This is a genomic window from Rhizobium sp. KDH_Rht_773_N, from assembly GCF_052946295.1.
Genome location: NZ_JBRFNB010000002.1, coordinates 1,005,262 through 1,030,396, shown reverse-complemented (window position 1 = coordinate 1,030,396; position 25,135 = coordinate 1,005,262). Strand labels below are relative to the sequence as shown.

At 62.0% G+C, this 25,135-nt stretch carries 27 protein-coding genes; 11 read left to right on the top strand and 16 right to left on the bottom strand.

Annotated features, from left to right (window positions below):
- The first annotated feature begins 95 nt into the window (after positions 1–95).
- From ACU8HS_RS26710 to ACU8HS_RS26685, 6 genes are read left to right on the top strand one after another with little or no spacing between them, the layout of a single operon-like run.
- Positions 96–1,706, top strand: coding sequence for an ABC transporter substrate-binding protein (locus ACU8HS_RS26710; protein WP_447016069.1), 1,611 nt, complete (start codon positions 96–98; stop codon positions 1,704–1,706).
- A gap of 40 nt (positions 1,707–1,746) precedes the next feature.
- Positions 1,747–2,736: an ABC transporter permease gene (locus ACU8HS_RS26705; RefSeq protein WP_447016068.1), complete on the top strand. Its 990-nt coding sequence runs from the start codon at positions 1,747–1,749 to the stop codon at positions 2,734–2,736.
- Positions 2,733–3,560 (top strand): ABC transporter permease, encoded by an 828-nt coding sequence (locus ACU8HS_RS26700; protein ID WP_112572438.1) that lies wholly within the window; start codon positions 2,733–2,735, stop codon positions 3,558–3,560. Before ACU8HS_RS26705 ends, ACU8HS_RS26700 begins: the two co-directional genes overlap by 4 nt.
- Entirely contained in the window at positions 3,557–4,342 is a 786-nt protein-coding gene (locus ACU8HS_RS26695; RefSeq protein WP_447016067.1) for an ABC transporter ATP-binding protein, read from the top strand. The genes ACU8HS_RS26700 and ACU8HS_RS26695 overlap by 4 nt, the downstream gene beginning before the upstream one ends.
- Positions 4,339–5,118, top strand: coding sequence for an ABC transporter ATP-binding protein (locus ACU8HS_RS26690; RefSeq protein ID WP_447016066.1), 780 nt, complete (start codon positions 4,339–4,341; stop codon positions 5,116–5,118). Before ACU8HS_RS26695 ends, ACU8HS_RS26690 begins: the two co-directional genes overlap by 4 nt.
- An 11-nt stretch (positions 5,119–5,129) precedes the next feature.
- Positions 5,130–6,221: a pyridoxal-phosphate-dependent aminotransferase family protein gene (locus ACU8HS_RS26685; protein WP_447016065.1), complete on the top strand. Its 1,092-nt coding sequence runs from the start codon at positions 5,130–5,132 to the stop codon at positions 6,219–6,221.
- 4 nt (positions 6,222–6,225) lie between these two features.
- Here ACU8HS_RS26685 and ACU8HS_RS26680 read toward each other — a convergent pair whose 3' ends face one another.
- Entirely contained in the window at positions 6,226–6,393 is a 168-nt protein-coding gene (locus ACU8HS_RS26680) for a hypothetical protein (protein WP_162702933.1), read from the bottom strand.
- A 256-nt stretch (positions 6,394–6,649) separates the two neighbouring features.
- On the opposite strand from ACU8HS_RS26680, the gene ACU8HS_RS26675 reads away from it, so the two are divergent.
- Positions 6,650–7,504 (top strand): glycerophosphodiester phosphodiesterase, encoded by an 855-nt coding sequence (locus tag ACU8HS_RS26675; protein WP_447016064.1) that lies wholly within the window; start codon positions 6,650–6,652, stop codon positions 7,502–7,504.
- Here ACU8HS_RS26675 and ACU8HS_RS26670 read toward each other — a convergent pair whose 3' ends face one another.
- The 8 genes from ACU8HS_RS26670 to ACU8HS_RS26635 form a co-directional block, all read right to left on the bottom strand.
- Entirely contained in the window at positions 7,505–8,320 is an 816-nt protein-coding gene (locus ACU8HS_RS26670; RefSeq protein WP_447016063.1) for an inositol monophosphatase family protein, read from the bottom strand.
- Entirely contained in the window at positions 8,320–9,327 is a 1,008-nt protein-coding gene (locus tag ACU8HS_RS26665; RefSeq protein WP_112572448.1) for a LacI family DNA-binding transcriptional regulator, read from the bottom strand. The genes ACU8HS_RS26670 and ACU8HS_RS26665 overlap by 1 nt, the downstream gene beginning before the upstream one ends.
- Positions 9,317–10,084 (bottom strand): glycerophosphodiester phosphodiesterase, encoded by a 768-nt coding sequence (locus tag ACU8HS_RS26660; RefSeq protein ID WP_447016062.1) that lies wholly within the window; start codon positions 10,082–10,084, stop codon positions 9,317–9,319. Before ACU8HS_RS26660 ends, ACU8HS_RS26665 begins: the two co-directional genes overlap by 11 nt.
- A 3-nt stretch (positions 10,085–10,087) precedes the next feature.
- Positions 10,088–11,137: an ABC transporter ATP-binding protein gene (locus ACU8HS_RS26655; protein WP_112572452.1), complete on the bottom strand. Its 1,050-nt coding sequence runs from the start codon at positions 11,135–11,137 to the stop codon at positions 10,088–10,090.
- Entirely contained in the window at positions 11,137–11,979 is an 843-nt protein-coding gene (locus tag ACU8HS_RS26650) for a carbohydrate ABC transporter permease (RefSeq protein WP_112756075.1), read from the bottom strand. Before ACU8HS_RS26650 ends, ACU8HS_RS26655 begins: the two co-directional genes overlap by 1 nt.
- A gap of 2 nt (positions 11,980–11,981) precedes the next feature.
- Entirely contained in the window at positions 11,982–13,283 is a 1,302-nt protein-coding gene (locus ACU8HS_RS26645) for a carbohydrate ABC transporter permease (protein WP_112572456.1), read from the bottom strand.
- A gap of 69 nt (positions 13,284–13,352) precedes the next feature.
- Positions 13,353–14,699, bottom strand: a complete 1,347-nt coding sequence (locus ACU8HS_RS26640) for an extracellular solute-binding protein (protein ID WP_112572458.1) — start codon at positions 14,697–14,699, stop codon at positions 13,353–13,355.
- Positions 14,700–14,855: 156 nt separating this feature from the next.
- Positions 14,856–15,050, bottom strand: a complete 195-nt coding sequence (locus ACU8HS_RS26635; protein WP_162757980.1) for a hypothetical protein — start codon at positions 15,048–15,050, stop codon at positions 14,856–14,858.
- Positions 15,051–15,269: 219 nt separating this feature from the next.
- Here ACU8HS_RS26635 and ACU8HS_RS26630 point away from each other — a divergent pair, with 219 nt between their 5' ends.
- A complete protein-coding gene (locus tag ACU8HS_RS26630; RefSeq protein WP_162757981.1) occupies positions 15,270–15,452 on the top strand; it encodes a hypothetical protein in 183 nt (60 codons plus the stop codon).
- Positions 15,453–15,543: 91 nt separating this feature from the next.
- Here the strand turns inward: ACU8HS_RS26630 and ACU8HS_RS26625 are convergent, their stop codons facing one another.
- From ACU8HS_RS26625 to ACU8HS_RS26600, 6 genes are all read right to left on the bottom strand, one after another.
- On the bottom strand, positions 15,544–16,374 hold the full coding sequence (locus tag ACU8HS_RS26625) for a sugar phosphate isomerase/epimerase (RefSeq protein WP_162757982.1): 831 nt from the start codon (positions 16,372–16,374) through the stop codon (positions 15,544–15,546).
- On the bottom strand, positions 16,371–17,576 hold the full coding sequence (locus tag ACU8HS_RS26620; RefSeq protein WP_447016061.1) for an NAD(P)/FAD-dependent oxidoreductase: 1,206 nt from the start codon (positions 17,574–17,576) through the stop codon (positions 16,371–16,373). The genes ACU8HS_RS26625 and ACU8HS_RS26620 overlap by 4 nt, the downstream gene beginning before the upstream one ends.
- 60 nt (positions 17,577–17,636) lie before the next feature.
- The gene (locus tag ACU8HS_RS26615; RefSeq protein WP_112757635.1) at positions 17,637–18,581 is read right to left on the bottom strand and encodes a substrate-binding domain-containing protein; all 945 of its coding nucleotides are present in this window, start codon (positions 18,579–18,581) and stop codon (positions 17,637–17,639) included.
- A 72-nt stretch (positions 18,582–18,653) separates the two neighbouring features.
- Positions 18,654–18,965 (bottom strand): MocE family 2Fe-2S type ferredoxin, encoded by a 312-nt coding sequence (locus tag ACU8HS_RS26610; protein WP_447016060.1) that lies wholly within the window; start codon positions 18,963–18,965, stop codon positions 18,654–18,656.
- Positions 18,962–19,996, bottom strand: coding sequence for a sterol desaturase family protein (locus tag ACU8HS_RS26605; RefSeq protein WP_447016059.1), 1,035 nt, complete (start codon positions 19,994–19,996; stop codon positions 18,962–18,964). Before ACU8HS_RS26605 ends, ACU8HS_RS26610 begins: the two co-directional genes overlap by 4 nt.
- A 162-nt stretch (positions 19,997–20,158) precedes the next feature.
- Positions 20,159–21,160, bottom strand: coding sequence for a LacI family DNA-binding transcriptional regulator (locus ACU8HS_RS26600; RefSeq protein WP_112704438.1), 1,002 nt, complete (start codon positions 21,158–21,160; stop codon positions 20,159–20,161).
- A 235-nt stretch (positions 21,161–21,395) separates the two neighbouring features.
- Between ACU8HS_RS26600 and ACU8HS_RS26595 the strand changes: the two genes are divergently transcribed.
- Both ACU8HS_RS26595 and ACU8HS_RS26590 read left to right on the top strand, forming a co-directional pair.
- Positions 21,396–21,854 carry a YbaK/EbsC family protein gene (locus tag ACU8HS_RS26595; RefSeq protein ID WP_112572476.1) on the top strand — a complete coding sequence of 153 codons (459 nt, stop codon included), beginning with the start codon at positions 21,396–21,398 and terminating at the stop codon, positions 21,852–21,854.
- An 81-nt stretch (positions 21,855–21,935) separates the two neighbouring features.
- Complete coding sequence (locus tag ACU8HS_RS26590) at positions 21,936–22,946, top strand: Tim44 domain-containing protein (RefSeq protein WP_447016058.1); 1,011 nt, start codon at positions 21,936–21,938, stop codon at positions 22,944–22,946.
- Here the strand turns inward: ACU8HS_RS26590 and ACU8HS_RS26585 are convergent.
- Positions 22,943–23,974 (bottom strand): hydroxyacid dehydrogenase, encoded by a 1,032-nt coding sequence (locus tag ACU8HS_RS26585; RefSeq protein WP_447016057.1) that lies wholly within the window; start codon positions 23,972–23,974, stop codon positions 22,943–22,945. The genes ACU8HS_RS26590 and ACU8HS_RS26585 overlap by 4 nt on opposite strands.
- 581 nt (positions 23,975–24,555) lie before the next feature.
- Here ACU8HS_RS26585 and ACU8HS_RS26580 point away from each other — a divergent pair.
- A complete protein-coding gene (locus ACU8HS_RS26580; protein WP_112756057.1) occupies positions 24,556–25,131 on the top strand; it encodes a GbsR/MarR family transcriptional regulator in 576 nt (191 codons plus the stop codon).
- Positions 25,132–25,135: the final 4 nt, after the last annotated feature.

Below are 25,135 nucleotides of genomic sequence, written 5' to 3'. Positions count from 1 at the left end.
CTCGCCTGGCCGTCCTGTTCGAATCTAATTCCTGTCACAATTACGGTTTCAGCTCGATTATAGATCGTTGAATTTTCTGGGTATCAGGAGGGGGCATGACCATGGCGGATATCTCTCGGCGCAGCCTGCTGAAGGGCACGGCGCTGCTGCTCGCAACGACGGCGCTGCCACGCATTGCGTCGGCACAGGACGTGCCGGCCGGCGGGCGCCTGATCGTTGCGGCCGATTCCGAACCGAAGAACCTCAATCCCGCCATCGTCGCCTCGAACGGCGTCTTCTTCATTGCAAGCAAGGTCATCGAACCACTGGCCGAAGCCTCCTATGAAGGCACAGACGGTTTGGCACCACGTCTTGCCACGTCCTGGGAAGGTTCGCCGGACGGGCTCTCCGTCACCTTCAAGCTGCGCGAAAACGCCACCTGGCATGACGGCAAGCCGTTCACCTCGGCCGACGTCGCCTTCTCGGCGCTCAATGTGTGGAAACCGCTTCAGAACCTTGGCCGACTGGTCTTTGCCAATCTGCAGGCTGTCGATACGCCCGACGACCACACGGCGATCTTCCGCTTCTCGAAGCCGACGCCGTTCCAGCTCATCCGCAATGCGCTGCCGGCCGTCACCAGCGTCGTTCCAAAGCATGTTTTCGAAGGCACCGATATCGCCACCAATTCGGCCAACAATACGCTCATCGGTACCGGCCCCTTCAAATTCGCCGAGTACAAACCCGGCGAATATTACCGGCTGACGCGCAACGAAAATTACTGGCAGAAGGGCGAGCCGAAGCTCAACGAGATCGTCTACCGCGTGCTGCCGGACCGTGAATCGGCCGGAGCCGCGCTCGAAGCCGAGGAAATCCATCTCGCCGCCTTCTCGGCCGTGCCTCTTGCCGATCTCGACCGCATCTCGAAGGTCAACGGTATCAAGGTGATCTCCAAGGGTTATGAGGCGCTGACCTATCAGCTCGTCATCGAGATCAACCATCGCCGCAAGGAGCTTTCGGATCTGCGGGTTCGCCAGGCGATTGCCCATGCGATAGACAAGAAATTCGTCGTCGATACGATCTTCCTCGGCTACGCGACCGAAGCAACCGGCCCGATTCCGAAGAACTCCAAGGAATTCTACACGGCCGACGTCGCGAACTATAATTTCGACGTGCAGGCGGCAAACGACCTGCTGGACCAGGGCGGCTACACGAGGGGACCCGACGGCAATCGGTTCCAGCTCAAGCTGCGCCCCGCCCCCTATTTCAACGAAACGCGCCAGTTCGGCGATTATCTGCGCCAGGCGCTGGCTGCGGTCGGCATCGATGCCGTCATCGTCAATGCTGATGCGGCCGCCCATCAGAAGGCCGTCTATACCGACCATGATTTCGATATCGCCGTCGGCCCCCCGGTCTTCCGTGGCGATCCGGCGATCTCAACCACCATCCTCGTCCAGTCGGGAACACCCGACGGCGTGCCCTTCTCCAACCAGGGCGGTTATGTCAGCGCGGAACTCGACAAGATCATCGCCCAGGCAGCCGTGACGGTGGATACGGCTGCCCGTACCGACCTCTACTACAAGTTCCAGCAGCTTGTGGTGGCCGAACTGCCGCTGATCAATGTCGCCGAATGGGGTTTTATCACGGTCGCTCGCGACACGGTGCTGAACGTCTCCGACAATCCGCGCTGGGCGGTCTCGAACTGGGGCGATACCGCGCTGCAATCGTGATAGGGTCGAAGGCGGATTTCCCTCAGAGGCCTCGTCCGGCGTGAAACGTGCACTCATCCTCCTGAGACGCAGGATCATCAGCAGCATTCCGGTGCTGATGATCGTCGTGATCTTCAGTTTCTTCCTGCTGGAGTCTGCCTCCGGTGATGCGGTCGATGCCTATCTCGGGTCGATCGGCGGCGGCGATGCCGCACTCATCAAGTCGCTGCGGGAGAGTTACGGCCTCGACCAATCCGTCCTTGCCCGCCTCTGGCTCTATCTTTCCTCGCTTGCCCGGCTCGATCTCGGCTGGTCGGTGGCTTTCAACCGCCCGGTGCGGGATCTGATTGCCGAACGGCTGCCGAACACGCTGCTCCTGATGGGAAGCGCAACAGCACTTTCCTTCGGCCTCGGTTCAACGCTCGGCATTCTGGCGGGTGCGAAGCCCGGCAGCTTTCGTGACCGTTTTCTCTCGATCGGTTCGCTGATCGTCTACGCCATACCGAGCTTCTGGCTGGGACTGGTGCTCAGCATCCTCTTTTCCGTCAAGCTGCGCTGGCTGCCGATTGCCGGCATCGAGACCATCGCCTCCGGCAAGACGGGCTTTTCGCGTGCGCTCGATATCGCACAGCATCTGGCCCTGCCGGTCGGAGCGCTCGCCCTCATCTATCTGGCACTGTTTCTGCGCGTCATGCGCTCCGGCATGGCGGAGGCCTGGAAACTCGATTTCGTGCTGTTTGCCAGGGCGAAGGGTTTGTCGCGCGGCCGCATCGTCCTGCGCCATGTGGCGCGCAATGCCCTCTTGCCCCTCGTCACCATGCTCGGCCTGCAGTCCGCTGCCATGCTTGGCGGCAGCGTGGTGATCGAGAGCGTCTTTGCCATTCCGGGCTTCGGCAGGCTGGCGCAGGAGGCGGTCAACGGCCGCGATGCGCCGCTCCTGATGGGCATCATCCTCACCAGTGCCGTTCTCGTCATCTGCGTCAATTTCATCGTTGATCTCGTATATGCCGCCCTCGATCCGCGCATCGGCGCGTCGGAGAGCCGCGGATGAGCCTGCTGCGCCGTCTCCTGCAAACTCCGGAAGGCGCGATCGGGCTTGCCATCCTTCTAGCTCTCCTGGCCGCCGGCCTGCTGGCGCCAGTCCTGTCGCCAGGAGACCCCCTGCGGATTGCCGGCCGGGCGATGCTCACGCCCTTCGCCGATGCGCACCTGCCGCTCGGTACTGACAGGCTGGGGCGCGATGTGCTTGCCGGCCTGCTCCATGGTGCGCGGACCTCGCTGGTCGTCGGTATTGCCGCAGCTCTTTCCGCCATGGTTCTCGGGCTTCTTGTCGGCATGGCCGCCGGCTTTGCCGGCGGTATTATCGACGAAGCACTGATGCGTGTCGTCGATGCTTTCCAGATCGTTCCGGGCTTTCTGCTGGCCCTTGCCTTCGTCAGCACCGTCGGCGTGTCAACACCGGTTGTCGTCTTCGCTATCGCGCTCGGGACCTGGGCCGATCCGGCGCGGTTGACGCGGGCGCAGGTGCTGTCCATCCGCGAACGGGACTATGTGGCCGCCGCGCGCGTGATCGGCATGCATCCGGCCGAGATCGCCTTCAGGGAAATCCTTCCAAACGCCCTTCCGCCGGTCCTGGCGCTGTCGGCGACGATCGTTGCCGGCGCGATCCTCACGGAAGCGGCGCTTTCCTTCCTCGGTCTCGGCAATCCCAACCTCGCCACCTGGGGATCGATGATCGCGGAGGGCCGAAGCGTGCTGCGCTCGGCCGCCTATCTTTCCGTGCTGCCGGGGATGGCATTGGCAATCACGGTGCTTGGTGTTCATCTTTTCAGCGAGGGCCTGACCCGGGCACTCGACGGAGGCGAAGGCCCATGACGGCTGTTCCCTTCTGCAGCGTGAGAGGACTTTCCGTCCGCTATGGACAGGAAGCGGCGCTGAATTCCGTCAATCTGGACCTCATTGAAGGCGAGAGGCTGGCAATCATCGGCGAAAGCGGGTCCGGCAAGACGACACTCGGACGGACGCTCGCCGGCCTTCTGCCGGACAGGGCCAGGGTCGAGGGCAGCATCAGCTGGCCAGCGCTCGGCCACGCTCCGCTGCCCGGCCGCGATTTCGGTCTTGTTCTTCAGGATCCCGGCACCAGTCTCAATCCGGTGCTGACGATCGGCGAGCAGATCGCCGAGAGCGCCCGACAGCATCTCGGCCTGAACTGGCGGCAGGCCCTCGCCCACGCCGAAGAGCTTCTGGAACGGGTACGCCTGCCGCAGCCGACGAACGCCATGCGCGCCTTCCCGCACCAACTCTCGGGCGGCCAGCGGCAGCGCGTGGCGATCGCGGCGGCGATTGCAGCCAAACCCGCCCTGCTGATCGCCGATGAGGCAACCAGCGCGCTCGATGTCGTGGTCCAGGCGGAGATCGTCAAACTTCTCAACGGGCTGGTGCGCGAAGAAGGCATGACGCTGCTCTTCATTACCCATGATATCGCGCTCGCCTCCGGCTTCGTCGATCGTGTTGCCGTCTTCCGCGCCGGAGAACTGCTGGAGGCCGGTCCCGTTCGGTCGGTGCTATCCTCGCCAGCCGACGCCTATACCGCGGCGCTGATCTCCAGCCATCGCGATCTCTCCACACCGCCGCTGATTGCGAAGGTGGCGCCGTGACCGTGCTTCTGAGCGTCGATGCGCTTACAAAGGCCTATTCCAGCGCCGGCCGGCAGATCGCCGCCCTCGACAATGTCTCCTTGGCGATAGGTTCCGGTGAAACCTTGGGATTGGTCGGCGCCTCGGGCAGCGGAAAATCGACGTTGTCACGCGTGCTTCTGCGCCTGCTGGAACCCGATTCCGGCTCCATCCGCTTTGCAGGACAAGATTGGCGTGCACTTCGCGGAGCCGCACTCCGGCGCAGCCGTGCGCGTATGCAAATGGTCTTTCAGGATCCGCTCGGCGCCTTCAATCCGCTGGCATCGGTCGCCTCGGTTCTCGACAACCCGTTGCGGATTCACGCCATTGCTGACAGGGACCGGCGGCCGGCGGAAATTGCCACGCTGCTGGAGCGCGTCGGCCTGCCCCCGGCCTTCGCCTCCCGCCCGGTCCGTACGCTGTCGGGCGGGCAACGCCAGCGCGTCGCCATTGCCCGTGCCATTGCGACGCGGCCGTCACTGCTGGTGCTGGACGAAGCCGTCTCGGCGCTCGACGTGACCGTTCGCGGCCGCATTCTGGAATTGCTGGTCGAGTTGCAGCGCGAGCGCGGCCTCGCCTATCTCTTCATATCCCACGACCTCGCGGTCGTGCGCGCAATCTCGCACCGCATCGCGGTCATGGATGCCGGCCGTATCGTCGAGGAAGGGCCGGCGGCAGATGTCGTCAATGCGCCGCAATCCGATGCGGCGCGCCGGCTCGTCGCGGCCGTGCCGCGTCTTGTAACCGAATCCGTCTGAAGGAGCTTCCCATGACCGAAGTCGCCTGGAACCCGCTCTATGGTGCGCCGGTCTATCCGGCCGAACGTTACGCCGCTCTCGCCCGCCGCATCGGTGCGATCCTGAAGACGGATAACGACGTTCTGCTGGTGCAGGCCGAGGCCGTGGTGGCGCTCGAGGCCGTTGCGACCAGCCTTGCCAGACCGGGCCTTTCCGCGCTGAACGTCGTCACCAGCCCCTATGGCAGCTGGTTCGGGCAATGGCTGCGGCGCGGCGGGGCCGACGTCATTGATCTCGTCGCCCAGCCCGGCCGACCCATCGAGGCCGGGGCAATCGCCGTTGCGCTGGACGCCAACCCTGCAGTCAGCGTGCTGGTGCTCGTCCACGCGGAATCGGCAAGCGGAATCCTCAATCCACTGCCTCAGATCGTCGCTCTCGCAGCGGCACGGGGCATCCTGACGATAGTCGATGCCGTCGCTTCCGTCGGCGGCCACGCGCTCGATGTCGATGCGCTGGACATCGACATCGCCGTCATCGGTCCGCAGAAGGCGCTTGGCGGGCCGGCAGGCATTTCTGCTCTGTCGGTCAGCCGGCGGGCCTGGGAACTCATCCTCCACGACGAGGCGCCGCATGATTCCATCCTGTCGCTGGCCGACCTGAAGGCCTGGGCGGATGCCGGCGGCGCGCTGCCGGGGACACCGGCGCCGCTTGAATTCTTTGCGCTGGAAGCTGCCCTCGACCGGGTCGAGGCGGAGGGTCTCGGGCAGATCGTCGCCCGTCATGAGCGAGCCGCCTCGGCAAGCCGGGCCGGCCTTGCCGCGCTGGGCGCCAGCCTTTGGGTGCCGGGCGAACACGCATCGAACCTCGTGACGGCAGTTTCCCCGCCGTCAGGAATTGAGGCCAGCTCCATAACCGGTTTTGCGGCGGCACTGGGCATCGACCTGTCGCCCGGTGTCGGGACGGGCTCGTCTCACCTTGTGCGTCTCAACCACACGGGGCCGCGGGCAAACTTCCAGAGCGTGCTCGCAAATGTCGCGGCCTACGGCGCCGCGCTTGGCCGGGCCGGCCTGCCTGCGAATATCGGCGCCGCGTCGGAAGCTGTCGTGAGGATCTACAGCAGCTAACTGCTCAGTACCAGGAGTTCGGCACCGGCTGCCAGAAGAACAATTCCTCCTCGCGCAGGCTGCGCAAACGGCTTTCGGAATCCTCTTTCGGCGCGCCGTCGGCAGTTTCGAACAGCGGCTGGCCACGGCTTCGGAGAAGCTTCGCAAAGAAAGTTCTGAATGCCGCAAACATACGTCACCTCCTGGAAAACCGGGCCATGATCTTCGCACGGATTTCCGGGTCAGGAAATATTGTCTACAAAATTACTATTCTAATTTACGCCAGCGTGCCGCGTTCAGATACTACCGGAGGACCGGCTCCTAAAAAGGCATTGCACGGTCAAGGAGAAGCCGCCGCGGGAGATCAGGGCCAGTCCGACGCTCGCCCTTGAGAATCGAACCTTTCCGATGCACGAAGAGATCGACAGGAAGAGATCGAGGACGACGGAATGAGCGATGCGCGCGGACTTCAGATAATGTTCGAGAACCATACGACCTTGCTGAAATGGCACCGGCTGCGCCGGCGCAGGGCCGATCCGCTGTTTTCGGCGGAGGTGATGGCGGAAGGCTTCAAAGCCGGCGCATCGATGGAACTCGACCTGCGTGTGCGCGCCGATGGCGGCTTCGTCGTGCTGCATGACAAGGATCTGGAAGGCGAGACGTCCGGGCACGGCATCATTGCTCAAAAGAGCCTGGCGGAACTGCGCGATCTGCGCATGAAGGACGGCGATCGTCCGCTTCTCACCAGCGAGGATCTGGCCGCCATGCTGCAATCGGCCCATCCGGACGCGTTGCTGCAGTTCGACATGAAGGACGATTACGAAGCGATCGGCGAAAAGGGGATCGCCCATCTTGCTGAACACCTGCAACGGATTTCCGCCTCCGTCATCGTCAGCGCCGGAAGTCAGGAGTTGATCCTGGCCGTCAAGGAAAAGCTGCCGCATCTGCGCCGCGGTATCGACCCGAGCGACAAGCTGGGCAATATCTGCAAGGCAGGAGGCTGGAATGCAGTCGAAAAGGAATTGCTCGCCGATCTTCACGGCCCGACGGAGCCGGAAACAATCTACCTTTACTGGCCGATGCTGCTCGATGCCGCAAAGGCCGGCCTCGATATGATCGCGCTCTGCCACAGCGAGGGCAAGCGGGTCGATGCCTGGACCTTCACGCTGAAGGATCCCGATGGCGGCTTCAACGATACCGAATGGGCGAATTTCTCGGCGCTGATGGCGCTGAAGCCCGATCAGATCACGACGGACGAAGCGCCTGCGACCGAGCGCGCGTGGCTGAGGCGAATGGCGGGCTGATTAGCCCGCCAGGCCTTCGAACTCGACGAGAAAAGCGAATTCTTCCGCCAGGCCGGGTGAATGGGCAATGACAGGGCCGCCATCCTCCAGCAGCGTGTCGACCGGTGGAATGGCGACCTTCGCACCGGCCTCCGAGGCAATCAGCGCCCCGGCAAGCATGTCCCAGGCATTGAGATGCCGTTCGTAAAAGAGGTCGGAGACGCCTTCCGCCACGCGCACGAGATCGACTGCCGCTGCCCCCATGCGGCGATAATCCATACCGCGCTCATAAAGCCGCTTGGAAAGCGCCGCATAGTCGTCAAAGCTCGTCTTGCGCGAATGGCCGAGGACGACGATCGCGTTGGCGGGATCGGTCGTCAGGGCCGCATGGATCGGCTCACCTTCCTTGAAGGCGCCTTGGCCGCGGATCGCGGAAAAGACCTGATCATTGGCCGCATCATAGACCACGCCGACCTCCACCTTGCCATCGACAACAAAGGCGATGGAAACGCCCCAATGGCGGAATCCGCGGATATAGTTGGTCGTGCCGTCGATGGGATCGACGACCCAGGTACCGGCCGAACCGGACTGTCCGCCGGTTTCCTCGCCCATGAATGTATCTTCGGGAAAGCGCGCCAGCAGCCCCTCGCGGATCGTCTGCTCCGCCCGCCTGTCTGCGACGGTGACGAAATCCTGCAATCCCTTGTTCTCGACGTTCAGCGCTCCCGGCTTTCCTTCGCGCCTGAAGCGCGCGGCCTCGCGTCCTACCTTGCGGGCCACGTCGATTGCGACCTCCGTCCGCGCGGTCAGAGCAGAGGCATCAAATGCGGAATTCATCAGGCAGTCCTTCTTCTAATCAGCGTCACGGGGGTAAATTCGACGCGGGCCGTCATATCCGGTTCGGCCATCCTGGTCATCAGCAGATCGACCGTCTGCTCGGCCTGCAAATCGCAAGGCTGGCGGATGGTCGTAAGGTCGTAGGCCGCCCAGCTGGCCTGGGGGATGTCGTCATGGCCGATGACGCGCAGCGGCGGCTGATCCTCACGGCCAAGCCCTTTCATGATGCGGTCGATCACGCCGCAAGCCATGTAGTCGTTGGCGCAAAACAGACCGTCGATGTCGAGCGTGGCAAGACCGGCGGCTGCGTCATAGCCGTTCCGGTAGTCGTTGACCCTTACCTCGATCATCCGCGGTTCGAGGCCGAACTGACGACAGGCCGCCATGAAGGCCTCGCTGCGCCGCCTTGCCGTGTAGGAAATGGAGGGCGCTGCCATGACCGCCGGCGCCGTCACGCCGCTTTCGATCAGATGCGTGGCGGCAAGGTGACCCGCCATGCGATCGTCGGAAATGATGCGGTCGACAAAGGGAATATCGTCGCCCTTGTTGATCAGCACGATCGGCACACCTTCGGCAGCACACTGCTCGCAGATCTCCGTCGGCGGCGCATCCGATGTGACGATGACGCCGGAGACGGCATAGTGCAGGAGCTGGCCGATGACGGTCGAGGTGTCCGCCTCCTTCGAGGTCGGCAGCAGAATGGGGCGGAAATTGCGGGCAATCAGCACCCGTGCCAGGTTCTCGATCTGCAACGTGCGGAACGGGTTATCGAGGCCGGCCGCGACAAGCCCGACGAGGTCGGAGCGCTTGTTGGTGAGGCTGCGGGCCAGATAGTTCACCCGGTAGCCGAGCTCCTTGGCCGCCTGATAGACCTTTTCGCGCGTCTTCGGCGAGACGCTGGCATCGGGCGTGAAGGCACGAGACACGGCCGCGCGCGAAACGCCCGCCACGCGCGCCACGTCGAAGGACGTGACCTTTCTCGGTCCCTTGTTATCCCTATCTGCCATGTCTCTCGTCCCTGGCGGCCGGGCGCATCAGATCGGGCAGGTCCGTACAGATGCCGAGCACCGGAAGCTTCATGATGTCGGAAAGAATGGCCGGCCGCTCCTCGTGCCACAGCACGATCTCACGCCCTTCGCCAAAGGCCCGCTGCATCAGCGCCTGGCTGACCAGATCCTGCGGCCGTTCGCCGGCCCGCTCCCAGCAAAGGTGCAGGATGTCGGCGCCGGCTTCGTCGCCTGCCGCATGCGGATCGTGGCCGACACGGATCAGGACGGAGAGCGGGTAGTCGCAGCCCGCCTCGCGAAGTTCGCGCACCTGCGCGGTATCGAAGGAGCCGAGGCAGGCAAAGCGTTGGTTTTTCTCGGCAAGATGCTTCCAGCACAGAAGCCCGGTGCCCGGCGCCTTGAGTTCGATGTAGAGACCGGTATTGGTGCGCCGCCCGAGGGCTGCAACCGCCTCGAACGTGGGAACGTTCACGCCGTCGAGGGCAGCAAGCTCGGCTGCCGTCATCTCGGAAATGCGCCTGTTGACGCCGAAGACGCGTTCGAGATGATCGTCATGGGAAACGACGACCACGCCATCTCTGGTCAGTTGCGTATCGAGCTCCCACATTTCCGCACCGAGTTCGGCCGCGCGCTGGAAGGCTTCCAGCGTGTTTTCGCGCTCATGGCCGCTGGCGCCGCGATGGCCGATGCAGAACGGCAGGCTTCCCTTGTCGGAAGGCCAGCCGTAACGTTCGAAGAAGGATGAGAAATCACGCATCGCTCAAAGCCTCCGGCCTTCCTCGTCGAAGACGAACACACCCTTGCTGTCGATTGCCCACTTCACCTCATCGCCGACGGTGATGTCGTTGCGAACCGGCTGGATGGAGCGCAGCAGCGACCCACCGGCGAGCTGCACGTCGTAAAGGTTCTCTCGGCCCTGCGTTTCGGCGAACGTGACCTTGCCGCAAACAGTGATATCGCCGGCCGGGTTGAAATGTTCGGGGCGCACGCCGAGCGTGAGCCTGGTGCCTTCCGCAGCCTTGACCGAGACCGGCACGCGGATTTCGCTTTCCGGCATCGCAAAGGCGCCGTCCTTCATCACGCCGCGCAAAAAAGTGATCGGCGGATTGCCGAGGAAGCCGGCGACGAAGGAGGTGCGCGGGTCGTTGTACATTTCCGCCGGCGTGGCGACCTGCACGATCTCGCCTTCCTTCATAATGGCAATGCGGTCGCACATGCTCATCGCCTCCACCTGATCGTGGGTCACGAGAACAGCAGTGATACCGGTCTCGCGCTGGATGCGGCGGATTTCCGATCGCATTTCGAGACGAAGCTTGGCGTCGAGATTGGCGAGCGGCTCGTCGAGCAGCAGCACATCCGGCTTGCGAATGAGCGCCCGAGCAAGCGCCACGCGCTGCTGCTGGCCGCCCGAAAGCTGTGCCGGCCGGCGCTCCATCAGGTTGCCGATCTGCACAAGGCCGGAAATACGCTCGACCTCCTTGCGGATCTCGGTTGCACCGACGCCCTTCACCTTCAGCGGAAAGCCGATGTTTTCCGCAACCGTCATGTGCGGATAAAGCGCGTAGGACTGGAAGACGACGCCGACATTGCGCATCTGGCTCGGCAGGTCGGTCACGTCGCGATCGCCGAAGAGAATGCGCCCGCCCGTCGGGCGATGGATGCCGCAGATGGCAAACAGCGTCGTCGACTTGCCGCAACCGGAGGGGCCGAGCAGCGCCAGCATTTCGCCGCTGCCGACTTCGAGCTTCATGTTCTCGATGACCTTGGTGGAACCGAAGCTCTTCGAAAAATTGTCGAGGAGGATGCGCATCAGCCTTTGCTCCCGCCGCCATAGATGTTCATGAGATATTTGTGGAAGAGTGCGTAGACGATCATGACCGGGATGACGTAGAACACGCCGACCGCCTTGAACATATTGAAATCATAGTTGTTGTCGTCGCCAAGGAAGCCGGCGAGATAGACCGAGAGCACCTGCACCTGATTGCCGGGCGCCAGCACCTGCGGCAGGATATATTCGCCCCAGCCGGACAGGAACGAGAAGAGCGCGAGCGCCATGATGCCCGGCCCGACCTGCGGCAGCACGAGGCTGCGCCAGACGCGAAAGCGCGAGGCACCGTCGACGACGCCGGCCATCTCGATTTCCCACGGCACCGTGTCGTAAAAGCCCTTCATCAGCCAGATGCCGAGCGGCAGGTCGATGGCCGCCTTCACCAGGATCACGCCGATCAGCGAATTATAGAGGCCGATCATCTGCAGCACGATGAAGATGGCGATGATCAGCGTCACCGACGGAAACGCGTGCAGCACCATGACGCCGGCCAGGAAAAAGCCGCGCGCCGGCACGTTGAGCCGCGACAGCACATAACCGGCCATCGACGAGACGATGACGACGACGCTCGTCGTGCAGGCGGCAAAGACCAAGGTATTGATCGTAACGACCCAGATATTCGGCTTGCCTTCCGTTGTCTGCCACAGGAAGCGCCATGGCTGGAGGGTGAAGCCGGAAGGGATGAGTGAGCCGGCTTCCTTCACCGTCACCGTGTCGAGGAAGAAGTAAGCGTACATCAGAAGCAGCGGCAGGCTGACGACCATCAGCGCGGCAACGACCGGCCAGCTGCTGAAATTCGCGGAAGGTTGCGCTTTTTCGGCCATGGTCAGTCCTCGATCAGCGGCTTGGAAACAAGCGTGCCGTAGTTGAAAATGCGCAGATAGATCAGCGACAGTGTCACGCCGATGACCACCAGCACGAGGGCCATGGCGGCACCCAGCCCATATTCGAGATTGCCGGCGTAGTTGTTGAGCGCCGTATGATAGGCGGCGAGCGCCCAGATCTCCGTTGCCTTTCCGGGGCCGCCGTTGGTCGAAAGCAGGGTTTCGTTGAAGGAAGCAAGCAGCGAAAGTGTCTGGTAGCAGGTGACGAAAAGGATCGGCCAGCGCATCTGCGGCAGGATGATGTAGCGGATCTGCTGCCAGCGCGACGCGCCATCGACCTCGCTCGCATAGAACTGGCTCTTCGGAATGGCCTTCATTGCCGAGGAGAACACCAGCATTCCCATCGAGGCACCGATGAAGCCGTTGATCATCACGACGAAGACCCAGGCGTTGTAGGCGTTATCGAGAAGGTAATTTTTCGGCGGGTAGCCGAACTTGCCCATCAGCGTGGAAATGAAGCCGGTGTCCCAGGCAAGCCATTTCCACAGCATCACGTAGATGACGACGGGCGTGATGCGCGGCAGCAGCCAGACGCCGCGGAAGAAGGAAGCGGGTGCCGCCGGCATGTAATGTGTCCAGATGGCAAGCAGCAACGCATAACTGACATTGAAGATCATCAGCACCAGCGCGACATAAAGCACGGTATTGAGGAGAACGCGGGCCATATCCGGCGAAGAGGCCATGCGCGAGAAATTGTCCGATGTCCAGACCCAGCCGGTATAGGTCGCCGTTGCGACGGCCTCCTTCTGCTCCTGCGTGAGCTTGAAGCCAAGCGTATCGAGCGCGGAAAAGAGCTGCTCCTTGCTGTCGAAGCGTGCGTTGACGACCGAGCGGTTGAACTGGTCGGAGATCTGCTTGACCTCGCGCGTCGAGGGACGGTCCTTCAGGTCCTTGATCATGCGCTCGATTTCACGGCGCGACGGAAAAACCTCTTTCAGATGCTTTTCGCGCAGTTCCGAGACGATGCCGGAGGAAAGATTGAGGGCCTCGACGGCTTTCAGGCCGTCTTCGTCGATCGTGTAGCGCGGCTCGCCGAGCTGATCGGCAATATCGGGCATGGAGGATTCGAGCGTAATCAGCGAATTCGGCGCGACCTGATAGACGCCGCCGGAAATGCCGGTGGCGGTCGTCATGTTCGTCATCGAGAAGACGGCCGTCAGAACGACCGGCAGAAGGAAGAACAGGATGATCATGATCGCCGCGGGCGCAATCATCACCAGCCCGAGCGTTCTGGACGATTTCATGGAAGTCCCCTCTTGGACGACGGACCGGGAGGCGGCATAGGGGCCGCCTCCCGGCAGGGTGCGTCGATCTTAGCGGATGACGATCTTGTCGCCGAGCGTGCTCTTCAGCTCGCTCTCGGCATCGTTGACAGCAGCATCGACCGCCTTGGCGCCGGTCCAGGATGCTTCAAGGTTCTTCCACATGATGTTCCAATAGGTGCCGAAATCGGAATTGTTCGGCATCGCATTGGCGTAGGGCAGCAGGCGCTCGGTGGCTTCGCGCGTCCAGCGGTCGGCGGCGTAGAAATCGACGGCTGCTTCGGACTTGGAGACACCAAGGTGAGCCGACTTGACCGCATGCAGCGCATTGATGCGCGGCTCGGAAGCGATCGTGATCAGCTGGGCGGCGACCTGCGTATCTTCATCGCTGTGGCCGGCCGTCAGCAGATAGACGAGCGGATGCGTCAGCGTGTTGGCCTTGCCGCCTTCCCCGGCCGGGATCAGCGTGAAGACGATGTTGCCGAAGAAGTCCTTCAGGCCCTCCTGGTTGACCATGCGGGCATAATGCCAGGTGCCGGCGTCCCAGATGCCGGCCTTGCCGCTGGAGATTTCCTTCCACCACTGGTCGCCCGGCATGCCGATGTGGTTCTTCTTGGTAACGCCCGAAGCGACGGCATCGGCGAAGAACTGATAGGTGCGCTTCATCGCAGCCTTGTCGAAAACGAGCTTGCCGTTTTCTTCCATCACACCGCCGAAGGACGTGTAGAACTGCCAGTAATCCGGACCGTTGCTGGCGCGCGGATAAAAGCCGTAGCCGGGCTGCACGAGGCCCTTGTCCTGCATCTTCTTGGCGTCTTCGAGCAGGTTCTTCATCGTGTACTTGCCGTCCTTGACGCTCTGCGGCAGGGCGTCGAGATCAGCATCGCTGTAGCCGATCGCCTTCATGTGCGGCTTCCAGAACAGCATCGGGCGGGATTCCGCGTCCTGCGGGATGCCGTAGACCGAGCCATTGTAGGAGGCGATCTGCATCAGGTTTTCGTAGATGTCGTTGAGCGGCCAGGAGTCGAGGTCGACATAATCTTCGACCGGAACGATGAGGCCGGCCTGCGACCACGGAGCGATATCTTCATGGCCGCTGACGACGATGTTCGGAGCCTTCTTGGCTTCGGCAGCAAGCGTGAGCGCCTGCTTGAAATCGTCCCAGCCCGAGTAAGGGGTCTTTTCAACGATGATCTTCAAATCTTCGCCCTTCAGCGCCGCTTCGCGCTCGAGCTGACGGGCAGCGATGTCGATGGCATCGAGGCGATAGACGTCGTTCGGACCGGTACCGCCGGCCCAGACGCTGATGTGGACGTCCTTGGCAAGCGCAAAAACAGAGGTCGAAGCCAGGATGGCGGCTGCGACGGTAAGGGACTTCAGTGTCGGCAAAAGAGTCATTTTCTTCATCTCCCCAGAAGAGCAGTGTGAGGCCTCTTGACGGGTCATCACTGGTGTTGACGGCCGTTTCGAAAGCCCCACGAAAACGTGGCGTGTCCCGCTCTAGGGGGCGAACGTAACGACCGAATGACAAAATTGAGCACGTGTGCAAAATTATTATGACGATGTTCGCGGCGCGGTCAATTGCCGATGGAAATGCAGTGCCAACTGCCGGTCGGAATCGACATCCAAAGCTGCTGGCGCAACGTCCGGCACCACGGCTTGGCCATCGAACTTGTCGAAGAACCAGAAATCCGCGCTCTTGCCTGCATTTTCGCAATCGGCTAATAATTGCGCCAGAGTTTTCAACAATGGAGGCGTGCAATGACAGATATTTCTTCATCCAACGCCTCTTTGGCATAGGCTTTCGAAGCTCCTTCCTCTCGATTAGATCCGAGACCTTTCAGGCTTCACCATCCGAAGATGGCACCCGTTTCGCACGCAGCGTCCGGGCGCGTAACGTCCGCGCCGTCGCGTTGCGCAGTCTCAGCTTGAAAGAAGGGCGGTTCAGGATCCTGGCCGCAGACGATCATGAACAATCAATACGCCGGCGAGAGCCTGGCGGCATCCATGAGCGAACTTTGCTCACGCTTCAGCTTTCGACAGATCCTCGTCGCAACCATTGTTGCCCGGTGGAAACGTCGTCGCGCGGTGAACAATATTGACGCTTTCCCCTCGTGGCTGCGCCGTGATCTCGCTTTGTCCGATGAGTAGGTCCAGCCGCCTGCAACTTGCCAGGCAGGGGTGATTTAAATGTCAGAATGAGATCACTCCTGCCGGTTTGCAGCCGAGGCGGCCATGACGGTCATATCCCGTCCCAGAGATCGCGGAGCATCTGCCGAAGCGATAGTGCCTCGGCCCATCGATCGGTCGTGTCGTTGCCGTCTCGCCCGGTGATCGCGTAGGGCTGCGGCCCAAGTTCGCAGGTGAAGACCAGTTCGGCATTCGAAGTCGCGCGACTGCGCCAGTCGCGCATGCCGCAGTCCCACCATTGCAGGAAGAGATCGACCCAGGGCCGATGGTGCGGAAACGAGATTTCGATTTGCACCTGTTCGCTCGACGCGACCCTGCCATGGAAGGCATGGGCATTGTGCAGGATGCGACGGATCAGGGCATCCGTTACGGGATCGGCAGGACAGGCAAACTCGCGTGCGACCGTAAAATGCGAGAGATCGGCCAGCAGCGGCAGGTCCGGCCGTCGGTCCAGCAGGTCCAGGGTGAAGAAGAGGTCCGTCGTCATCCTGCCGCGATGGGTTTCGATGAAGACGGGTACGCCGGCATCATCGGCAAGCTGCATCCAGCCATCCAGGATCGGCAGACAATCCTCGACGCGGCGCAGACGGATATCCGGCTGCAGGCCGATATGGCTGACCGGAAATTCCGCGGCAAGCTCCAGGGGCAGCCGCAGATCTTCGATGCCGCGGGGAAAACATATGCCTTCGATCTTCAACCCAGTACCGCGGAGAGCGTCGTTGAGCCTCACGACGTCGGCCCGGTTCGTATAGTGGGCACTGACGCCATCGAAGCCAGCTTCCGAAATCATCGCGATATTCTCGTCGAGGCTGCGCTCATATCCGTCGGCCTGTCGGCGCTCCATGGCCCAAAGCGACTGAAATATCAGGAGCTTCTGCATCATGCCGCCCGCACGCTCTTCAGCAGCACCTTGAGGTTTGCGTCAGGATCGGCAAGAGCGGCAAGATCGGGAGTGACCCCGGCGGCAACCAGCATTTCCGCAAGCTTGATATCCTTGGCCACGGCGCTGCCCACACCAAGGCCGGCGGCCGCCACAAGGCGCCCGTCCTCCAGATAGAACGCGATCTCCTTGTCGCCGGACGAACGGACGATACTGCGATGGAACGGTTGCGGCAGCCCGACCACCTGCAGGCCGAGATCATATTGATCGGACCAGAACCAGGGAATGGCGGCGAAGGGCTCGGCCGCGCCGAGCATGTTCCGCGCGGCAGTCGCTGCCTGATCTCTTGCATTCCTCCAGCTTTCAAAGCGGACATGGCCTCCGCCCGGTTGGCTTACAGCCGCGCAATCGCCTGCCGCGAAGATATCGGCTGCGCTGGTGCGAAGACAGGCATCCGTCAGGATACCATTGCCCGTCGCCAGCCCGGCTTGCTGCGCCAGCGCGATCTCGGGCACGACACCAATGGCGCTGACGACGAGTTGTGCCTGGACCCTGCTGCCGTCATGCAGAAGGACGCCGTCGTCATCAATAGCGACGACACCGCGATCCAGATGGAAGCTCACGCCCTCAGAGACGTGTCTGGCATGCAATCCCTCTGCAAAGCGCGGCGGAACGGCACGCCCCAGCGGTTTGGGGGCAGCTTCAATGATGCTGACCGCAACATCCCTGCCGCGAAGGACGGACGCGAGTTCCATACCGATCAGACCAGCGCCGATAATGGCGGCACTTCCGCCTGCCCGGACATTGGCGAAGATTGTCTCGGCATCGGCATGAGTGCGAAAGTCGAGCGTGCGCTCGGCGCCCGGACAGGCAAGCTTCCTCGGGCGCGCACCGGTGGCCAGCAACAGCTTCTCATAGGTCAGGGGCCGACCGTCGCTCAAGATGACGGTAGCGGCGTCGACATCCAGCGTCGCGGCCGACACTCCCCTGCGATAGTCGATACCGGCGGCGGCCAGCGCATCGTCGGTACAGATCAGCTTCATCTGCACCGTGCCATCCATCGGCTTCGACAAGGGCGGTCGTTCGTATGGCAGATGCGGTTCTGCGCCGACCAGGACTATCGTTCCGGAATATCCGGCCTCCCGCAAGGCGAATGCCGCACGTGTACCGCATTCTCCGGCGCCGATGATGACAATGCCGCTCATAAAACTCTCCATGAAAAAGGGGCCGGCGCTCGTGAGGAGGAGACGCCGGCCGGGGGAGGATCAGTTCTGGTGGGCGTAATCTGCCATATTGGCCGGCGTCACGAGTTCGAAGGGCACCATGACCTGCTTGTCGACACTATGACCGCGGACCAGGGCCACCGCCGCATCCAGTGCGCTTGCGGACTGTCCCCTTGCGTTCTGGAACACGGTGACATCCAGATCGCCATTCGCCATAGCCGCCAGGCCGTCCTGCGTCGCGTCGATACCGACGACCACGACGCTGTCCATCGAAACACCCGCCGCCTTCAGCGCCTGGATCGCGCCGATCGCCATTTCGTCATTGTTGGCAAAGATCGCATCGATCGGACGGCCGGCGGTAATCCAGTTGGTGGTCAGGTCCATGGCATTGGTACGTGTCCAGGCGGCCGATTGCTCGTCGGCGATCGTGACACCCTTGCAATCGCCTGCGGCAAGCGTTTCCTTGACGGAAGAGGTGCGGTCGCGTGAAGCCTGATGCGCAAGATCACCCATCAGGATATAGGCCTGCGCATCGCCGGCCTTTCCGTTCCTCTTCAGGATTTCGCAGGCGGCTTCGGCCCCCAGCCGTCCGGAGTCGGTTTCCTTCGAGCCGACATAGGCCTGCTTGGCGGGCAATCTGTCGATATTGTCGGGCTGCAGGTTGAGATAGACGAGCGGAATGCCGGCCTTCTCCGCCGCCTCGCTGATACCTGGTGCGGCCGATGTATCGGCAAGCGTCACGATGATGGCATCCACACCTGCGGCGATGAAATTATTCACCTGATTGAGCTGCCTGGAGACGTCGGTCTGAGCATCCTCGATCTGCAGCGTAACGCCCCCCGCCTTGGATGCTCTTGCACTCAGGCCCTCACGCAGCAGCGTCTGGAAATTGTTGTCGAAGCTCTGCATCGACACGCCGATCGTTTCGGCCGAGGCAGCACTCGCCGTCAGGGCGGCCAGGATGGCCGCCACGCAGAATGACTTCATGATTTCCTCCCATTGGGTGCCGGGCCACCCGAAGCATTCCGGAGGCCACCAGGGCCCGCAGCTTGTGCAGGCTCAGGCGAGAGCCACGCGGACTTCCCCGTCGATGACTTCGGCGGGATAGGTCTTCAGATTCTCGCAGGCCGGAAGTCTGAGGGTTTCGCCGGTGCGATAGTCGAAGGCGCCGGAATGTTTGGGACATTCCACTTCGAAATCCATGACCAGACCTTCGGCGAGGTGGATCGCCTCATGGGTACAGAGGCCGGCGGTGCAATAGACGCTGTCGTCGGGACCGCGGTAGATGGCATAGGTGCGGCTGCCGTGGTCGAAACGAATGGCGCCCTCCTGTTCGATATCGTCGAGTTTGCAGGCGGTGATCCAGCTCATTCGGCCGCCTCCTTGATCTCCCGGCCGGCCTTGCGGGCCGCAAGCCTTTCCTTGCGGCGGCGGTAGCGCGCCTGCATGCGGGCCTCCCCTTCGGGCGAGCCGTCGTGCCAGGTTCCGAACCACTTATCGAGCGGGATCAGCGCATCGCCGTAGTTCACCTCGAAATATTTGTGATGCAGGTAATGCGCGTAGGCGTGGCTATCCACCAGCCTGTCTTCGCCGACCTCGATCTTGTCGAAGCCGACATGACCGGGAATGGCGCCAAAGCCTGCATAGTGAAGCTGATAGAGCATGAGGATCGGGTTGGACGGCAGGACCAGGTGATAGAAGGCGGTTCCGAGATAGAGCAGATGTTCGACCGGATGCATCGAGAGCGACGACCAGGGCGACGGGTTGACCGAGTTGTGGTGGACGGAATGCACCCACCTGTAGAGGAACGGCGTGTGGATGAGCCGGTGAATGCAGAAGAAGTGGAATTCGTGAATGAGCGGCACGATCAGCGCGACGATCGCAAGCGTCCAGGGACGTTCGGCAAAGCTCAGCCACGGCGCATAGCCATTGGCATAGGCCCACAACATGCCGCCCTCGATTGCCGTCCAGATCGTCACACCCGAAAGGAAGGTACGCAATATATTGTCGACGTTCTGGCTTTCGAACCAGAAGGCCTTGTTCTTCTGCTCGGCAGGGAATTTCCCGTTATATTTAAAGCGGTTCTCCTGCCGCTTCAGCACGTAGAGATGCACTTCGAAGGCGCCGTAGAAGAGCAGGACGCAGATTGCGTTGACGGCATAGAGCCAGGCAAGCCAGCCGAAACCTGGGGTTCTCATCGTCTCCATCGGCGGAACGACCCAGGCCCAATAGGCGACGGCGGATGCGGCAAAAATCGCATTCCACGGAAAGAAATAATGCGGCAGCCATTTCAGGACGGCCGTCAGCCGTGGCGGAAAGGCAAATAGCGGCGCGGTTTCGACAGGTCTGTTCGGCGCCCAGTCGCCGCGCTTGTTGCGCGTGCCGAATTTCAGGTCGTCCATTTCACTCTCCTCCGGGCGAAGCGGTTATCCTCCCCTCCGCACAAGTTCTTTTGAAAGAGAGCGCCGGCATGCTCGATCCGGCGTCACGCTCCGTCTCTCCTCCATGTTTCAAAACTAGCAGGAGAGCATCGTGGCGCCGAAACCATTCTTGATCAAATCAGATCAAACGGCTTCCTTGGTGATGGTGATGAAGCGAATGGGCGCGCGGTCCGGCTCGATATCGGTCAGACCGATGCGGCGCAGGACAAGATCGAGCGATCGCCTGGCCTGTGCTTCCGGCGCCTGGTCGAGCACCACATCCATGACGCCGTCCTGCAGAGCCTTGCGGGTATAGTCCGTCAATTCGTGGCCGACGAAAAAGATACCGCGATCGTGGGCATGACGCCGCAGCACGTCGATCAATGCGGAATTGGCGCCTCCGGCATTGTAGAGGCCGGCGAGATCCGGATAGTTTTTCAGAGCCGAGAGCAGGAGTTCGGCGCTGATATGCTCCTCATCGTGGCCGAAACCCAGCCATTGGAAGCTGGCGGGGCCTGGATGCTCGAGAAAATAATCGGAAAATCCACGAATACGGTCGCGATGCACCTGATAGATCGGATGGCAGATCGCAACGACAGGCCCTTGCCGGCGCGCCATACGGCTGATGAACAGCGCAGCCGTGCGCCCGGCCGCATAATTGTCGATGCCGACAAACTCTCCTGAACGATCCGAGGCGCGGGTGACGACGTGAACGACCGGCAAGCCTCGAGCGATCACCTTTTCGACGGCTGCCCGGATCACCGGACTGCTGGGCACGGCAAGAATGAGACCGGCGCGTGGCAAATCCGTCGACAGGATGCGCCGGGCGATCTCCTCCGGCTTCATTTCTTCGGTGAAGCTGCGGTGGACGACGACCAGCGGATCCAGGGTTGCGGCAATCCGTTCGAACGCTTTGGAAAGCCGCTGGTAGAAGGTCGTCTCGGGACGGACCATCAACACTTCGATGCGCAGCAGGCCGCGATGCGTATCCGGAAGTATGCGCGGATAATCGAGCCTGCGCGCGGCGATGATCACCTTTTCGGCCAGTGCGGGACGAACGCCGCCGCGACCGTTCAAGACCCGCTCGACGGTTGCGGTTCCCACGCCTGCCAGGCGGGCGATATCCCGATAGTTTGGCTTGCTCACTGGCTATCCTCCATGGGCGAAGGCGCTGCGTCTTCAATTTTTCAAGCAATATCCATGAGTTAGAATCCAGGAGCAATCCAGATCGCCTTCCGCGGCGGCCAGAAGTTTTTTCCGACGAACTAAGCGATTGAATTTTCTTGGATCTAAATATTAAGTTGGGCGGCGAACGCGTGAGTTCCGCGCCGCCGCCTCAGGCGGCGTCAAATCGATTGTCCATTCAGAAGTATCCTGTCTCATGAGCCTCGAATCCGTCCGCGCCTTCTTCGCCGCCAATGCCCCCGACATCACCATCATCGAAACACCCGGCAGTTCTTCCACCGTTGCGCTTGCCGCCGAAGCGCATGGCGTGGAGCCCGCGCAGATCGCCAAGACGATCTGCCTCCGTGTCGGCGAGCGCACCATGCTGGTCGTGGCGAGCGGCACGGCACGTCTCGATAACAGGAAATTCAAGGACAGCTTCGGCGGCAAGGGGCGCATGCTGGATGCCGAGGAGGTGCTGGCGGTGACGAGCCACCCGGTCGGCGGGGTCTGCCCCTTTGGCCTGCCGGCCCCGCTGCCGATCTATTGCGACTTGTCGCTGAAACAGTTCGACGAGGTCGTTCCGGCTGCCGGCTCGACCAATTCCGCGGTGCGCATTCCGACCGAAAGGCTGGCGGAAATCACCGGGGCCGAATGGGTCGATGTCTGCCAGTAACGGCGCACAACTTCACAGGGCAGAAAGAATACCTATATTATCTGCGAACATGCCGTTCAGCGCATGATAGGAGATGAAAGAATGCCCAGTGCTGTTTCGCGTTTTGCCAGGATCGCGGCAATCGCCGTTCTTGCGAGCGCTACCGTCTTTGCTTCGATCGGGGACGCCGATGCGCGCCGCGCCGGCGGCTTTGGCGGTTTCGGAAGCCGCGGCACGCGCACCTTCAGCGCGCCTCCGGTCACGCAGACTGCGCCTGCCCCGGCAGCCCCCATCGAACGCTCGATGACGCCGCGCCCGCAGACGACGGCGCCCTATAACACTCAGCAGCCCGGCTATGCCCAGCAGCGTCCCGGCCTCTTCGGCGGTTTCGGCCGTTCGATGATCGGCGGCCTGCTTGCCGGCGGTCTGCTCGGCATGCTGCTCGGCCACGGTTTCGGCGGCGGCTTCGGCTTCCTCGGCATGCTGCTGCAGATCGCGCTGATCTTCGGAGCGGTCATGCTCGCCATGCGCTTCTTCGCCAATCGGCGCCAGCCGTCCTACGGGACGGGTACGCAAAGCTATGGCGGAGCGCAATCCTACAACATGTCGCCGGCCAGTGGCGGTTCGTCTTTCCACATTCCGGCAATCGGTTCGGGCTCCGGCAGCCAGCAGCGCAATGCACGCCCGAGCGACGAGATCGGCCTTGCCCAGGCCGACCTCGACCAGTTCGAGGAATTGCTGACCAAGGTTCAGACCGCCTACGGCGCGGAAGATTACGGCGCGCTGCGCCGCCTGACGACGCCGGAAGCCATGTCCTATCTTGCCGAAGAACTCGGCGAGAACGCCACCAACGGCGTGCGCAACCAGGTTTCCGACGTCAAGCTGCTGCAGGGTGATATTGCCGAAGCCTGGCGTGAGAACGGGCAGGAATACGCAACGCTTGCAATGCGCTATTCCTCGATCGACGCGATGGTCGAGCGCAGCAGCGGCCGCCTCGTCTCCGGCGACGACCGTCGCCCGAGCGAAAGCACGGAGATCTGGACTTTCGTGCGCAGGCCCGGCGCCGACTGGAAGCTTGCCGCCATCCAGGGCACCGGCCAGCGCGCCGCTTAATTGACTGAAACGGGTTTGGAGCGCATGCGGGACACCGTTTCGCGCTCCGCCCGCTTGCAGCGCATCGGCGGCAGGCCGCGGTCCATCAGATCCATATCCTCAAGCACCATGTCGCCCATTTTCTTGAAGGCGACATCGAGAGCGCCGGCGCGATGGGCCGAACGGATGAAACCCTTGAGGCTGCGCACCGGGTGGTCCGAGGGCAGCGGTTCCTGCGGGTAGACATCGCTTGCCGCGACGATATGGCCTGACGCGACGGCGGTCATCAGGGCATCGAAATCCACGACATCGGCGCGGCTCAGCAGGATGAAGGCCGCCCCCTTGCGCATGCTGGCGAACGCGTCCGCGCCGAGGAAGCCTCTGTTCTCGCTGGTGACGGAGGCAACGACGAAGACGAAATCGCTCTGTCCCAAGACCTCGTTGAGGCTCGCGGCCTCCACACCGTTTTCCTCCAGGATCGAGCGCGGCATCCAGGGATCGAAAACCCTGATCCTGGCACGGAACCCCGACAGAACCCGCCGCAGCGCCTTGCCGAGATCACCGAAACCGATAATGCCGATCTCGGAACCCGCTATCAGCCGGGCACTTGCGTTGCCCTCGCCACCCCAGAGCTCGCGGCCCTCGCGGAAAGCCACGTCGGCATCGACGATGCCGCGGGCAAGGCTGAGTGCGAAGCCCAGTCCGATCTCTGCCACCGGCTCGGCAAAAACCTGCCCGGTCGTCACCACATGAATGCCGCGCTGGAAGAGGATCTCGTAGGGCATGTTGTTGAGGAGGTTGCTCTCCACATTGAGGATCGCGCGAAGTTGCCGCATGCGGTCGAGCGTTTCCGCCGAAGGCGGCGGCTGACCGATGATATAGCGCGCGCTGCCGAGAACAGCGTCGCCGAGGCCGGCAATATTTTCAGGATCGGCCTCGACAATGTCGTATCTCGCATTGAGTTCGGCACGCGCCTTGTCGCTGAAGATCAGATCGAGCGTGCGCGGTTCCGGCGCGCTGATCGCCAGCGGTCTTTCGATATTCGTCATAGGCTCCTCCTCGAGACGCATCAGCTTTCGCCTCCGCAATACGATTGATAATCCGGTTGAACGGCGCTTGTGAAGACGCCATTCAACCGGGCATATGCCCATGATGCAAACGCTTGAAACTCCTATATATTCCTACCCTTTTCGTCGACGGTGAAATTTCGCCGCACTGGCACGGTGGCGCGATTTTTAACCGTGACTGACGGGCCCGCAGCCGCGGCACCAGAAAAAACGGAGGGAATTCCACAATGAAACCAGTCTTGAAGAGCGGCATGCCTGGGCTTGCCGCACTCCTGACCGCCCCAGCCGGTCTTGCTGCCGGTGCCGGCGCCAGCATCCTGAGCGGCCCCATCTGAGACCCGCGCCCCTGCAACCGCAACGCCCGACGGACCCGCCGGGCGTTTTTGTTTGCGAGATTTGACTTAAGTCAATTCCAGGCACGCGGCGTCGGTCTATGAAGAGACAGACTGCCGAAACACCTATCCAAATTGACGCAGGTCAAGCCGGGCAATTGCCGCGTCAACGCGAAAGTCTGTATAGTGATTTCAGAAATTTCTGAAATCACAGACGTAACGGAAACGATAATGAACCTTCCGCCTCTCGTTCAGTCCTTCGTCCTGCATTTCGGCGAAATGGGGTCCCGCTGGGGCATCAACCGCACGGTCGGCCAGATCTACGCTCTTCTTTTCGTATCGCCCTCGCCGCTCTGCGCCGAGGAGATCGTCGATGCGCTTGGCATATCGCGCTCGAACGTTTCCATGAGCCTTCGCGAGTTGCAGGCCTGGAACCTGGTGCTTCTGCGGCACAAGCCGGATGACCGGCGCGACTTCTTCACGACGCCAGACGATGTCTGGCTGATCCTCAGAACGCTTGCCGAGGAGCGCAAGAAGCGCGAGGTCGACCCCACGCTTTCGATGCTGCGCGAAATCCTCATGCAGCGCCCGGCAAGCGAGGCCGAGCGCCACGCGCAGGAACGCATGAGCGAGATGCACACGCTCATCGAGCAGCTGACGCACTGGTATGAAGACGTAAAACAACTTGAAACAGAAAGGCTTGCGACGCTGCTCTCGCTGGGCGCGAAAGTGACCAAGCTGCTGGAGGCCAAGGACAGGGTCGTTTCGCTTGGCCGCCGCCGTCCCAATTCTGCGAACAAGAGTTAGCGCC